Source organism: Specibacter sp. NPDC078692, from assembly GCF_040686835.1.
Classification (GTDB): Bacteria; Actinomycetota; Actinomycetes; order Actinomycetales; family Micrococcaceae; genus Specibacter.
Map to the genome: position 1 here is coordinate 77,983 of NZ_JBFBLV010000008.1, position 12,850 is coordinate 90,832.

Genomic DNA, 12,850 nt, shown 5'->3' on the forward strand with positions numbered 1-12,850 from the left:
GCAGTGCGCTTATGCGCTGAACCGGACTTCAGTGGTCCGCATAAGCGCCTATGCGCACCACTCACACTGAGTCCGGCGCATAAGTTTGGGGCAGTGCGCTTATGCGCTGAACCCGAGAATAAGTTCGGCGCATAAGCTCAGGGATTGGCCGCGCGAGGGCAGGGATTGGCGGCGCTGGCTACTTCCGGGGGTCGCGCTCGCCGGCCTCGATGGACACGGGGAGCGTGTTGCCTGTAACGGGTGCCGGGCAGGTGCCGTAATCGGTGAAGGCGCTGGGGTAGTTGATGGCACGGTTGAAGTCAATCACTACGGATCCGTCCGGACGCGGTTTGGTGAGTCCCACCTTGCGCCACGCTGCGGTCGAAACCTCATTGCTGGCGTCATGGAAGGTGAGCGCCAGTGATCCCAGACCGCCCTCTTCGGCAGCCAGCCGGTACTGCTTCCCGTTGAGTTCAAAGGACACCTCGCCCACCAGCTCTGCCACACCGGGAACCAGTGGGTTGGCAGTAGCAATCACGGTGGGACGGGGCTCATCCCAGCGCTCAAACGTCCCCGTCACCACCAGAGACGGATCGTAGTCAAAAACAGGCACCTCAGAGAAATTCGTGAGGACCGGGGACGCGGAGTCGCGAGTACGGATCATGTAGCGGTTGGCGCGCATGCCCAGCTCCACCACCACGGAGCCCCACGATACCCACATGATTGATTGCTCATCGGAGAGCTCTGCCGTAATAGTTCCTACCACCGTGTCGCCGCTTTCCACCAGTGTCAGGTGGTCCTCGGCAGTTGCGGTGAGGGACGCCGTCGTACCTTCAAAACTCCACAAGCCCGGGACACCGGCCAAGGGGGCCGGAGCGGAGGGGAGCCAGTGGAAGGAAGTAAGCGTCAGCCAGCCGTGATCGTCGGCCAAAGAGGTATTGCGCCCGGCCCGGAAACGTTCCCAGCGTTGGGTGAGGCGGTCGATCTCGATGGCGGCGCTCATGGTGCTCCTTCAGGTGCGGGGATAAATCACTGTTAGGCACAACGGGAGGGGGCGGGCGCCTATTCCAGCGGCGAACAGGGGGCGAGAAATGGTGGGCAGGGCCGGTAGTGATGGAAGAATGGGGACATGGCATCGAACGCAGAATTCAACAAGGACATGACCCGATTCCCGCTGGGCACCGCCGCGGCAGTGGATGAAGAACGCACAGAACTGGTTTTCACGAGGCAGTACACGGCGGCACCGGAGGCTGTCTGGGCCATGCTGACCGAGCCGGAGAAGACCCCGCAATGGTGGGCCAAGGTGCGTGGTCAGGCGAAGACTGGCTCATCGTTTGATCTGAAATGGCTCAACGTCAAGGACGAGGGCCACGGGATTGAAACCGACTGGTGGAACGGGCGCGTGGTAGCTGCGGAGGCGCCGCGACTATTGGAAATATCCAACTCCATGCATGGTCGGATCCGGATTGAGCTGACGGCCACCGAGTCGGGCACTGCGATGACGTTCAGCAATACCGTGGCGGTGCCGGCCGAGGTGGTGTTGATGTCATTGGCAGGCTGGCATGTACACCTCGACCACCTGCACGATGCGCTTGAAGGCAAGAGCGTCGACTGGCAGCACTGGTGGGATGACTTCTACCCGTGCTGGGAGCAAATTCATGCTCGCTACATGGCTGGGCGCCAGTAACCACGCCAGTAACTTTGTGAGACGGATTGGCACCTTCCAAGTCCGTCAACGTAGGATCCAACTGGCCCGCTATTGGGCCCACACCGTATTCAACGCCGCATACGAGCACCCCAGAATCACAGACCGTAAGGACAATGACTCATGAGCTCAGATTTGCAAGCAAGCCCTCAGGATTCCCAGCGCTCTCAGGACCCGGACATCCAATCGGACATCCCGGCGGAGGACCAAGAGCAGGACACCGACCTGCGCGCCGATGTGCGCCGCGTCAGCACCCTTTTGGGCGACTCCTTGGTCCGCCAGCAAGGCCGCGAGCTGCTCGCCCTCGTGGAACAGGTCCGCCTGCTGACCAAGGAATCCAAGGAAGCCGCCCGCGGAGAGTCCGGCACCGGTCCGTGGAGCGCGAACGACGTCGCAGAGCAGGTCCGCGAAGTCCTCGCCTCCCTGCCACTGGAGCAGGCAACCGATCTGGTGCGCGCCTTTGCGTTCTACTTCCACCTGGCCAACGCCGCCGAGCAGGTACACCGCGTGCGCAGCCTGCGAGCACGTCCGGAAAAGGACGGTTGGCTGGCCAAGGCTGTTACCGAAATCGCTGCACAAGCCGGGACCGAGGCGCTGCAAAAGGTTGTCAACGAGCTCGATGTCCGCCCCATCTTCACGGCTCACCCCACTGAAGCGTCCCGGCGCTCGGTGCTGGATAAGCTCCGCAAGCTCTCCGACATCCTGGCCACCCCTTCGCAGGAAGGCAGCACCGCTCGCAGCCGTCAGGACCGTAAACTGGCTGAAATCATTGACCAGATGTGGCAGACCGATGAGCTGCGCAAGGTCCGTCCCACCCCCATGGATGAGGCCCGCAACGCCATCTATTACCTGCGGAACATCCTCACCGATGCCATGCCGGAGGTGCTGACCGAGCTCAGTGACCTGCTCGGCGAGCACGGTGTTTCCTTGCCGGCTGACGCCGCCCCGCTACGCTTTGGCTCCTGGATTGGTGGGGACCGCGACGGTAACCCGAACGTGACCCCAGAGGTCACCCGGGACGTGCTGATCCTGCAAAACCAGAACGCGGTGCGGATTTCGATCGTCTTGATCGATGAGCTGCTCACCATTCTCTCCAACTCCAGCTCTCTCTACGAAGCAGACGCTGCCCTGACGGATTCCATTGCCGTGGACCTGGCAAATCTGCCCGGTATTGACCCGCGCATCCTGGAACTCAACGCCGAAGAGCCCTACCGCCTCAAGCTCACGTGCATCAAGGCCAAGCTGTTCAACACCCAAAAGCGGGTTGCCGCTGACGCCTACCATGAACCTGGCCGCGACTACAGCGCCACCTCTGAGCTCATCGCCGATCTGGAACTGCTGGAGTCCTCGCTGCGCAACAACTCGGCCGCGTTGGTGGCCGACGGTGCTCTCGCCTCGGTGCGCCGCGCCATCTCCTCCTTCGGCCTGCACCTGGCCACCCTGGATATCCGCGAACACGCCGACTACCACCACGACGCCGTTGGCCAGCTCATGGATCGGGTGGGTGAATTGGGCACGCCGTACGCCGATCTGGATCGGGCCCAGCGCATGGCCGTCTTGAGTACCGAGCTGGCCAGTCACCGGCCGCTCTCCGGTCACCCGATTAAGCTCGACGGCGCAGCGAACGGCACCTACGACGTCTTCCGTGTGGTTCGCCGCGCCTTGCGAACGTACGGCCCGGATGTCATCGAAACGTACATCATCTCGATGACCCGCGGAGCCGACGACGTCCTGGCGCCGGCGGTGCTGGCCCGCGAGGCCGGCCTGGTTCAGCTCACGGGGGAGAACCGGTACGCGAAGATCGGCTTCGCCCCGCTGCTGGAAACCGTTGACGAGCTGCGTGCTTCGGCAGAGATTGTGGACCAGTTGCTCTCCGACCCGTCCTACCGCGAATTGGTGCGCCTGCGTGGGAACGTCCAGGAGATCATGCTCGGCTATTCGGACTCCAACAAGGAATCCGGTGTGCTGACCAGCCAGTGGGAGATCCACAAGACTCAGCGCAAGCTGCGCGACGTTGCGGTGAAGCATGGCGTGAACGTGCGCATGTTCCACGGCCGCGGCGGCTCCGTGGGGCGCGGTGGCGGACCCACCTATGACGCCATCATGGCCCAGCCCAATGGCGTCTTGGAAGGTGCCATCAAGTTCACCGAACAGGGTGAAGTCATCTCCGATAAGTACTCGCTGCCTGAACTGGCCCGCGAAAACCTGGAGCTGTCACTCGCCGCTGTCATGCAGGGTTCGGCCTTGCACCAGGCGCCGCGCCACTCCGATGACGATCTGGACCGCTTCGGCGAGATCATGGAAGTCATCTCCGACGCCGCCTTCGGCAGGTACCGGACGCTGATCGATCACGCGGACCTGCCCGCTTACTTCATGGCTTCCACCCCGGTGGAACAGCTGGGGTCGCTGAACATTGGTTCACGCCCGTCCAAGCGCCCCGATTCGGGCTCCGGTCTGGGTGGGCTGCGCGCTATCCCGTGGGTGTTCGGCTGGACCCAGTCCCGGCAGATCGTGCCCGGCTGGTTCGGTGTGGGCTCCGGACTGAAGGCTGCCCGCGAGGCCGGCCGCTCCGCTGATCTGTTGGAAATGCTGGATCACTGGCACTTCTTCTCCTCCACCATCTCCAACGTGGAAATGACGCTGGCCAAAACCGATATGGACATTGCCGCCCACTACGTGCGCACGCTGGTCCCCGCCGAATTGCAGCACCTGTTCGCCGTGATCCGTGCCGAGTACGATCTCACGGTGGCTGAACTTCAGCTGCTGACGGGCGAATCCGAGTTGTTGGACAACCAGCCGCTGCTGAAGCGTTCACTGAACGTCCGCGATCAGTACCTGGACCCGATCTCCTACCTGCAGGTTGAGCTCTTGCGCCGCGTCCGCGAAGCTGACATTTCCAAGTCCGAGGTGGATGAGCGGCTGCAGCGGGCCATGCTGATCACCATCAACGGTGTGGCTGCCGGCCTGCGCAACACCGGATAATCCCCGCACCCTCCCACCCTTCGCAAGCTCGGGGTGGGGCCCTCGGGCGCGTGGGCCCACCCAACTGCTCCCCTCGGTCGAGTAAAGACGGCGCTTGCGGGAAAAGACGCCGGTAGACGGCCGTCTTTTCCCGCAAGCGCCATCTTTTTTGCGTGCGGGGCGCCGCCGATAGGCTGGAGACATGCCTTCCTTCCGCGCCACCATTCAAATCACCGGCCTGCGCCCCGGCCACGCCCCCGAAGAAGTCATGGACATGGCGGTTGCTGCCGTGGGTTCGGCGCACGTGGTTGAAGCCAATCAGCTGGACATTGTGGCTGGCATCCCGCGCATCACCGTCCGCTTCATGGTGGAGGCCAGCGAGTACGACGCCGAGAACCAGTTTGCCCGTCACGCTGCCATCTCCTTGGCTCAGGGAGTCAACGAAGTGGCCACCACGGGTGCGTTGCGCACCTACCGCCGTTCGGCCGGTAAGTGGCTCACCGTCTAAGTTTTTTAGTTCAATGTGGCACCGAAAACCCCGTCTTTCCGCACCCAAACTGGAGTGTGACGCAGTTCACAGTGGGTTGACCGTGACGATGTTACCTCTCAGTACGCCTTACTTGTGTAGGCGCCAAACGGCACCGAGCTTGAAGAAAAACTGACACGAAGAACTTCGGGAGTGATTATTTTGACTACTCAGCCTCAGATCAAGAACAACGCATCAGGCAACAATGCTTCAGCCAACAACGCCAACAACGCCAACACCAACGCCAACACCAACGCCAACAACAACGCTTCAGGCAAGCAGACGGTCACTAGCCGAGGCACCACCACGGTTGCAGACGGTGTGGTGGCCAAGGTTGCCGGCATCGCTGCCCAGGACATCCCGGGCGTATTCGCACTCGGTGGTGGCGCAGCACGCGCCTTGGGTAGCATCCGCGAAGCCGTGGGTCAGAAGGATCTGACTCAGGGTGTCAGCGTCGAGGTCGGTCTGACCCAGGTGGCAGTGGATGTCACACTCGTGGTGGAGTACCCGCACCCGCTGCAGAAGGTGGCAGACGCCGTGCGCGACGCCATCTACGCAGCAGTCGAAGATGTGGTTGGGATGGAAGTGACAGAGGTTAACGTCTCCATCACCGACATTCACATCCCGTCCGAAGACGATGAGAAGCCTGCTGCGAACAAGCGCACCGACGTCGTTGCAGACGATCAGGTGAACCAGCGCGAAGCTCGCGTCTCATGAGTGCCACCTTGGCAGGAACAGCAATAGCTGCAACCCTCGCGATCTCGGCTTTGGCCTTTGGATTTTGGGCCATGCTGCTGGTGGCTCTGTTCATGGCCGTAGGCGCAGTGATCGGGCGCAGCATTGACGGCAACCTGGACCTACGAGGTGCCATTGACGCCCTTCGCGGGAAGCGCACGTCCTCATGAGTGCCGGCACGCTGGAGATTGAGAGGTTGGCGCAGCAATCCACTGTGCACAGCCGCCCACCACTGCGTGCCGGGTACACCAGCATTTCCGCCGGCACCATGGACAAGTTGGTAGCAGCTATTGCAGCTGACGCCTTCAACGTTCCACTCAAGGAGGTACGGGCCGGGGTGCACGACGAATCGGGGCAAGTTAGCGTCTCACTCGCCGTGCCTCTGGCTCTGTTCCCCGCCGCTGAGCTGAACGGCCGCAGTGAACTGAACGTTGGCGCTGATCTGAAGGGTGGGACCGTGTTTGAGCGGGCCGCGTCGGGCCGGCAACGTGTTGCTCAAGGCATCGAGGCGCTGGCTGGCTCGACGGTGGGCTGGGTAGATGTCCGCTTCACCGGTATTCATGAGCCAGATCCAAGGAACGCAGGGAGGGTCCAATGAGAGATGAACAAGCGCGTGAGGCGCGGATCATCAACAGGCTGAACAGGCGTGAAACCCGTTCCAGCCGGGCGGCGGTGTCCATCGTGGTAGCTGCGGCTCTGCTGGTGGTGACGCTCTGGCTGGCTCTGGAACTGGTGCTTTCGGCAACGCAGAACGCACCAGTGCTGGGGAGCCCTGCAGAGTTGGCTCAAGGCCTTGCTTCGCTGGCGACGCAGCTTATCCCCGGTGCACTTGTTGCCGTGGGGGTGGCGGCCGTATTGCTAGGGATTTTCCTGCTGGCTATGGCGGTGCTGCCGGGAACTAAGGCTCGGCACGTCATCGCTAACAAGCGTTCGGCCGTAGTGGTTGACAATGCCGTTCTTGCGGCGGCGCTCTCCCGGACGGCCCGTACCGCGGCTCACCTGGCTCCTGAACAAGTGGCCACAAGTGTCAGCCGCAAACGCATTGACGTGAGCGTTCACCCCAGCTCAGGCCGGGCAGTGGACACTGAACACATCAGGGAAACCGTGGCGCGTGAACTGAACGCTTACGGGCTGGGCAAGCCGCTGGCTGTCGGCGTGACCACCAGTACGGTGGTGGGTTCATGAACGGTACCCATCGCGGTTTGAACCGCGCATTGTTGGGGGTGCTCGGACTGGCCCTTGCCGCGGCAGGAGCCATCTCCATCTTGGCGGGAACCAGCCCGGCATTCGCCCAACGCTGGACTGCTACCGGCACCGAACTTTGGGCCAGTGTCCAGGACAGCTTGGCTGCCGCCAAGATCCCTGGCGCGGACATCAGCTGGTGGAGCGTGGCAGTGCTTGCCACACTCGTCATCGTCGCAGTATTGCTGGTGTGCTGGATCGCTTCACAAGGCACCGGCCGCAGCAACCAGTTGGCTCAACAGGACAGCAACAGCGATACAGAAAGAGCCGGAGCAGGAAGCGACACCACCGGCAAGACCACCGTGGACACCGCCGTCGCAGCGCAAGCCATCAAGGCTGCGCTGGCAGATAACACGCAGGTCTTGGCGACGTCGGTGCAGTCCTGGAACAACAAGTCCTGGAATAACAAGTCCTGGAATAACAAGTCTTGGACTAATAAGGCTTGGAACAACACAAGCGGCGGTAGCAACTCCGGGTTGAAGATCAGTATCCAAACCCGGAAAGGTGCCTCACCCGTTGAGGTGATGGCCGCCGTCGACCATTTGGTAGAGGGTCTGGATCAACTTCTCGGTTTCCGCCCACCTGTGCTGGTCCGTATTAAGGCCGGCACCCGCACACTATTTGCCCGCACCGAACGCGTGGCATAAGCATTCGCACAAGGAGAACATTATGGGTTTCATTAGCTTCATCATTTTGGGTTTGATCGTCGGCGCCATCGTCAAGGCAATCATGCCGGGCAAGGTCCAGGGCGGCTGGATCACCAGCATTATCTTGGGTGTGGTTGGTGCGATCGTCGGTGGGTGGCTGGGTTCCATTATCTTCAGCGCTGACCTGGGATCGTTCTTCAACATCCGGACCTGGCTGTTGTCGATCGGTGGCGGTCTGGTAGTTGCAGCAGCCTACGGCGCCATCAAGGGCCGCAAGTAAGTTGCATGGACGGCCGACGGTCGGCAGACGCACTCGCGCTGCCGGCCGTCGGCGCATATAGGCTCGTCCGTGAGTGTTCTTGCCCCGCTGCTCCTACTGGCCCCGCGAACCCCGAAAGGCACACGCCGGTGAAACTACTGCAGGATCTGCCCCACAAACTAGCCGATGCCCCGGACGCCGTTTTGGCCGAACGGGCCGGCGACGGGGATGTTGCCGCCTTTGAAATGCTGGCGCGCAGGCACGCCCCGCTCATGCGCGCCTATGCCCGGCGTCTGGTTAACTCCCATGCCGAGGCCGACGACGTTGTGCAAGATGCGCTCATTGCGGCATGGAAAGACATTGCTCATCTGCAGGACGGCACGGCCGCGAAGGCGTGGCTTATGCGGATTGTGTCCCGTCGCGCGGTGGACACCGGCCGGCGTCGAAAGTCCCACGATAACCTCGAGGACCAGCCTGAAGCGCCAGACCGCTTGCCTACGCCGGAGCAGGCAGCGGTGGCCGGGTCCGCGCGTCGGGCCTTGAATACCGCGCTGTCTAGGCTGCCCGAGGAACAGCGAAGATGCTGGGTTTTGAAGGAAATAGGCGGTCAATCCTATGAGGAGATCGCCCAGACGCTAGGAATTAGCGCCGCCAGCGTTCGCGGCCGGTTGGCCAGGGCGCGAACAACGCTTATGAAGGAAATGGAGGAATGGCGATGAACCCCACGCATGATTGCGGTCGGCGCATCGAAGCCCTCAGCGACTATTTGGATAGCGGCACCTCACCTGATGCCGAGCACATTGACCATTGCCCGCAGTGTCAGGCGTACCTTGCTGGACTGCGCGGCCTGAGTGCCGCCGCGCTTTTGATGATGGACGACGACGTTGCTTCCGCAGCTGCCAACGACACCGGCTGGCTTGACGGCATCATGGCGAACCTCCGTCTGGAAACACGGGCAGGGCGCTCGATTCCGCTCAGTGGCGACGGTGTGGATGGCGGTGAGCTGGATGAGTTGAGTGAGACCGAAGGTGCCGTCATTGCGCTGATCCGTACTGTGGGTGACTCGCTGGGCGGGGTCCTCATTGGGCGCTGCCAACTTGAGGGTGACGTCAGCGTGGCTGGAGCTCCGATAGATGTGAAGATCAACGTTTCCGCGCGTTACGGGTACCCGTTGCCATCGCTCGCACAGACGTTGCGCGACGCTGTCTTTGCCGAGTTGTTGGTGGAGACGGAGCTCAATGTGAAGGCCATCCATGTGGCCTTCACGGATATGCGCCCGCCGATGGCAAGCAGTCCCAGCAACGGTTCCGGCGAAACTGGGCCTGGCGAAACAGGGCCTGCCAAAGCAGGGCCTGCCGAAACTAGGTCTGCCGAATCAGAGACTGGGGAGGGGCCGCAATGAACCTAGAAGAGGATATCCGCCAGATGGTGCTGTCCATGGACGGCGTGGCCACGGTCTATGCCGCTGATCCGGTGTGGCTGAGCGCGCTCAAGCAGCTGGGGTCATTGATGGATCCAGACAGCGCCGCGCAGCCGGTTCCGTTTGTGGTGTGTTCTGAAGCAGCGTCTTCTGAGACAGACACCGGCGATGCCGGCAGCACCGGCGGCAGCAGTTGCCGGTCCGTCATGACCGTCAAGATCCGGATCGGCACCGATGGCGCACTACGGGCCCCCGACATGGCCCGGTCGGTGGCCGGCGCCATCCGTACCTTTGTCACTGCTCTGCACCCGGATGTTCAGGTGAAGGCCGTGGTGGAGATCTCCGCGATCGGTGTTTGAGTGGATCGCCGCCCAAGCCAGCCCAGTTTCAGTGCGAAAGGCAGCTATTTGTGGTCGGGGAACTCGGACAGTTCCAGTTCTGAGAAGTACTTCACCGGTTCGCGGGTCAGCGGGTCGGTGAAGGAAATGCTTTGGGCCAGCAGCTGCAGCGGTTTGGTGTAATCGTCCGGAGCTTGTTCGTGCAGCACGGGATAGAACGGATCATTCATGATGCCGATGCCTTGCGACGCCAAGTGCACCCGCAACTGGTGGGTTTTACCGGTGTGCGGTGCCAGATCGTAGAGGCCCAGCTTCTGGCCGGTGGTGGCATCAACGCGGGTATCCATGAGCTCGATGCGGGTTTCAGCATTGGGCTCGCCCTCAATTTCTTGCGCCAGCAGATACGTGCGCGATTTGATCATGCGGCTACGCACCACCATGGGAAACTCTAGGTCCTCACGCACCGGGGCCACGGCGCGGTAGGTCTTTTCGATGCGTCGTTTTTCAAAGAGCAGTTGATACTTGCCGCGGGTTTCCGGGTTGGCGGAAAACAGCAGCACACCAGCGGTCATGCGGTCCAAACGGTGAATCGGCACTAAATCCGGGGCGTCCAACAGCACTCGCAGACGGACCAGCGCTGATTCCTGCACGTACATGCCGCCGGGCGTGGTGGGCAGGAAATGTGGCTTGTCCACCACTACCAGATTCTCGTCCTGGTGCAGGATGGACAGTTCTACGGGCAGGCGCTTTTCAATGGGCAGCTCGCGGTAATACCAAATGAACATGTGTTCGTTCAGGGGTGTGGTGGGTGTGACAATTTCCCCGCCCAGCGCCTGAACCTCGCCACGTTCAAAGCGGTCAACGATTCCTGCCGGATCCACATGGCTGAACTTGTCCAACACAAAATCCATGGCCGTTGCCCAGGGGCCTTCATCGGGGACTCGCACGCGTGTTGCATTGACGCCATTGCGGACGGGAAGGGGAGATTTCATCACCTTTCAAGGGTACCGAGGGTTCGTCCCCTAGCCTGACCACACACTTTGCCGATCGCATCGTCGGATCGCATAGGGTGGATGAACAGCGTCCAAAGGACCTCCTTTGCCTCACTTGTCTCCCGCCCTGAACACTGAATTTCTCATGTTGGATGAGAGCGGCGTTGCCAAGATTAATACGGGCAAATCGATCCGTCTCGATTTCCGCACAGATGCCATTGTGAAGTCCGACGTCGGCCTGCCGGATTCGGCCTATGGGCCCGGCTTGGTTGCCCCGCAAGGAGAAAAGTTCCAGCTGGTTCGCGGCGGTGTGGCGAATCTGGGCATTGACCACGCCGAGAACTGGATTGAAAGCGTCAAAGCCCATCCGGAAGAGAAACATGAGTACGTGCTGTCACCTGGTTTTAGGCCCGGCTTCGCTGTCAGCTATGATCTGCGCTATGACGGCAGCAAGAGGACCCAAGTCATTATCGTGTCGGTGTCTGCCAGCTAGCCACACCGCACAATCTATGGAATGAGCTACACATGGCAAAGATTCAGGACAGCGGGCTCTGGGCCTTCGCCCATGCTGAACGAGCCGCGCTCGCGGAGGATTTGGCGGCTCTGACACCGGCCCAATGGAAGCACGAATCGCTGTGCGGGCAGTGGGATATTGAGCATGTGCTGGCGCATCTGACGGCGGCAGCGAGCGTTGGACAGTGGCGGTGGATGCGCAGCATGATCGGCGCGCGTTTCCGCCCGGCCGTGCACAACCAACGCCGGTTAGCTGAACATCTTGGTGCCACTTCGGGCGAAACTCTCGAGAGGTTCCGTGCGGTCATCAATAGCAGTGTTGCGCCGTCATCCCACACCCCGGCCTATCTGGGCGAAGTTCTGGTGCATGCCGAAGATATTCGCCATCCTTTGGGGCTGAGCCATACCCCGCCCATGGCTGCCCTGATGCCGGTCTCCAGCTCAAAGCTGACGATGGCCCTTATACTGCCGGAACAGGTCCTCTTCTTGAGGGGCCAACGCTGTCTCTGGTGATGGTCTTGGCCGGACGGAGTGCGCACTTGGACAAGCTCAAGGGTCCAGGCGTTGAGATCCTACGCTCACGCCTGTAGCTCGCGCCCCTAACTCAAGCTCCCGTAGCTCACGCCCCTAACTCAAGCTCCCGTAGCTCACGCCCCTAACTCAAGCTCCCGTAGCTCACGCCCCTAATTCAAGCTTGCAGCGGCAACGGCTGGCAGCGCGGACACCAATAGATATCCCGGGATCCGCGGGACGGGAATGTCGGATCTGCTAACTTGTCATGCCGAATCAGGGTCCCGCACCGTTTGCACGGTTTCCCCGCCAGCCCATAGACCCACGATGCCGCTTCGCCACGAGCCGGTCCACCAGTCGTGGAACGGGCGGAGCGGTCCTTGTTAGCCTCCAAGAGGCGCTTTGCCATGGCAATAACTCGGGGCAGATCCGGTGTATCCCGCACGGGCGCCGCCGGGTGAACGCCACCGAGGAAGCACAACTCGTTGCGATAAATATTGCCGATCCCGGCCAGATTCTGCTGATCCAACAGTGCCAAGCCAACAGCACGATCCGGGGCCGCCAGTAAACGGCGCAGTGCTTCCTCCGCATCCCAATCTGGACCCAGCAGATCCGGTCCAAGATGTCCGACGGCGTCTGCCACCAGCGCTTCAGGCAGGACTTCCAGCGTGCCCAGCGAAAAGCCCACAGCTGTTCCCAGCTTGGTTTGCAGCACCGCCCGGGCGGTGAAGGCGGGCCGCCGCCACTTTGCCGGACGGCCGTTGCTGGTTGCTGGGTAAATATCCCAATGGCCCTCCATGGACAGGTGCGAGTGGATGGCTAACCCGCCAACAAACATGAGCAAATGTTTCCCCCGTGACTGGACCCTGGAAACCACTGAGCCCGACAAATCCAGTGTGGCGTACGCGGGTACTCGAAAATCAGTGGCGATCAGGGTTTGTCCTTCAAGGACTGCCCGCAAGTCACGCGCCTGCCGCCAAACGGTATCTCCCTCAGGCACGGCTGTCTCCCGGTGTCCGGCCA

At 61.6% G+C, this 12,850-nt stretch carries 17 protein-coding genes; 14 read left to right on the forward strand and 3 right to left on the reverse strand.

Annotated elements, in window-relative coordinates:
• Positions 1 to 178: 178 nt before the first annotated feature.
• Positions 179 to 982 (reverse strand): DUF1684 domain-containing protein, encoded by an 804-nt coding sequence (locus AB0O97_RS08020; RefSeq protein WP_363881576.1) that lies wholly within the window; start codon positions 980 to 982, stop codon positions 179 to 181.
• Between the two features lie 126 nt (positions 983 to 1,108).
• Between AB0O97_RS08020 and AB0O97_RS08025 the strand changes: the two genes are divergently transcribed.
• From AB0O97_RS08025 to AB0O97_RS08080, 12 genes are all read left to right on the forward strand, one after another.
• Complete coding sequence (locus AB0O97_RS08025) at positions 1,109 to 1,666, forward strand: SRPBCC domain-containing protein (protein ID WP_363881578.1); 558 nt, start codon at positions 1,109 to 1,111, stop codon at positions 1,664 to 1,666.
• Positions 1,667 to 1,807: 141 nt separating this feature from the next.
• Positions 1,808 to 4,666, forward strand: coding sequence for a phosphoenolpyruvate carboxylase (gene ppc, locus AB0O97_RS08030; RefSeq protein WP_363881580.1), 2,859 nt, complete (start codon positions 1,808 to 1,810; stop codon positions 4,664 to 4,666).
• 181 nt (positions 4,667 to 4,847) lie between these two features.
• Entirely contained in the window at positions 4,848 to 5,153 is a 306-nt protein-coding gene (locus tag AB0O97_RS08035; protein ID WP_062285558.1) for a hypothetical protein, read from the forward strand.
• Positions 5,154 to 5,333: 180 nt separating this feature from the next.
• On the forward strand, positions 5,334 to 5,888 hold the full coding sequence (locus AB0O97_RS08040) for an Asp23/Gls24 family envelope stress response protein (protein WP_363881582.1): 555 nt from the start codon (positions 5,334 to 5,336) through the stop codon (positions 5,886 to 5,888).
• The gene (locus AB0O97_RS08045; RefSeq protein ID WP_363841726.1) at positions 5,885 to 6,076 is read left to right on the forward strand and encodes a DUF2273 domain-containing protein; all 192 of its coding nucleotides are present in this window, start codon (positions 5,885 to 5,887) and stop codon (positions 6,074 to 6,076) included. Before AB0O97_RS08040 ends, AB0O97_RS08045 begins: the two co-directional genes overlap by 4 nt.
• On the forward strand, positions 6,073 to 6,504 hold the full coding sequence (locus AB0O97_RS08050; RefSeq protein WP_363881583.1) for a hypothetical protein: 432 nt from the start codon (positions 6,073 to 6,075) through the stop codon (positions 6,502 to 6,504). Before AB0O97_RS08045 ends, AB0O97_RS08050 begins: the two co-directional genes overlap by 4 nt.
• Positions 6,501 to 7,091, forward strand: coding sequence for a hypothetical protein (locus tag AB0O97_RS08055; RefSeq protein WP_363841721.1), 591 nt, complete (start codon positions 6,501 to 6,503; stop codon positions 7,089 to 7,091). The genes AB0O97_RS08050 and AB0O97_RS08055 overlap by 4 nt, the downstream gene beginning before the upstream one ends.
• On the forward strand, positions 7,088 to 7,795 hold the full coding sequence (locus AB0O97_RS08060) for a hypothetical protein (protein ID WP_363881585.1): 708 nt from the start codon (positions 7,088 to 7,090) through the stop codon (positions 7,793 to 7,795). The genes AB0O97_RS08055 and AB0O97_RS08060 overlap by 4 nt, the downstream gene beginning before the upstream one ends.
• 22 nt (positions 7,796 to 7,817) lie before the next feature.
• Positions 7,818 to 8,075, forward strand: coding sequence for a GlsB/YeaQ/YmgE family stress response membrane protein (locus AB0O97_RS08065; protein WP_363841715.1), 258 nt, complete (start codon positions 7,818 to 7,820; stop codon positions 8,073 to 8,075).
• Positions 8,076 to 8,203: 128 nt separating this feature from the next.
• Positions 8,204 to 8,773, forward strand: coding sequence for an RNA polymerase sigma factor (locus AB0O97_RS08070; protein WP_363841712.1), 570 nt, complete (start codon positions 8,204 to 8,206; stop codon positions 8,771 to 8,773).
• Entirely contained in the window at positions 8,770 to 9,456 is a 687-nt protein-coding gene (locus tag AB0O97_RS08075) for an Asp23/Gls24 family envelope stress response protein (protein WP_363881587.1), read from the forward strand. The genes AB0O97_RS08070 and AB0O97_RS08075 overlap by 4 nt, the downstream gene beginning before the upstream one ends.
• On the forward strand, positions 9,453 to 9,833 hold the full coding sequence (locus AB0O97_RS08080) for a hypothetical protein (RefSeq protein ID WP_363881588.1): 381 nt from the start codon (positions 9,453 to 9,455) through the stop codon (positions 9,831 to 9,833). Before AB0O97_RS08075 ends, AB0O97_RS08080 begins: the two co-directional genes overlap by 4 nt.
• 44 nt (positions 9,834 to 9,877) lie before the next feature.
• Here the strand turns inward: AB0O97_RS08080 and AB0O97_RS08085 are convergent, their stop codons facing one another.
• A complete protein-coding gene (locus AB0O97_RS08085; RefSeq protein ID WP_363881590.1) occupies positions 9,878 to 10,804 on the reverse strand; it encodes a pseudouridine synthase in 927 nt (308 codons plus the stop codon).
• A gap of 106 nt (positions 10,805 to 10,910) precedes the next feature.
• On the opposite strand from AB0O97_RS08085, the gene AB0O97_RS08090 reads away from it, so the two are divergent.
• Positions 10,911 to 11,297 carry a hypothetical protein gene (locus tag AB0O97_RS08090; protein ID WP_363881592.1) on the forward strand — a complete coding sequence of 129 codons (387 nt, stop codon included), beginning with the start codon at positions 10,911 to 10,913 and terminating at the stop codon, positions 11,295 to 11,297.
• Between the two features lie 32 nt (positions 11,298 to 11,329).
• Positions 11,330 to 11,830: a maleylpyruvate isomerase family mycothiol-dependent enzyme gene (locus tag AB0O97_RS08095; RefSeq protein ID WP_363881593.1), complete on the forward strand. Its 501-nt coding sequence runs from the start codon at positions 11,330 to 11,332 to the stop codon at positions 11,828 to 11,830.
• 175 nt (positions 11,831 to 12,005) lie between these two features.
• On the opposite strand, the gene AB0O97_RS08100 is transcribed toward AB0O97_RS08095, so the two are convergent.
• Entirely contained in the window at positions 12,006 to 12,827 is an 822-nt protein-coding gene (locus AB0O97_RS08100; RefSeq protein WP_363841694.1) for a DNA-formamidopyrimidine glycosylase family protein, read from the reverse strand.
• Positions 12,828 to 12,850 lie beyond the last annotated feature (23 nt).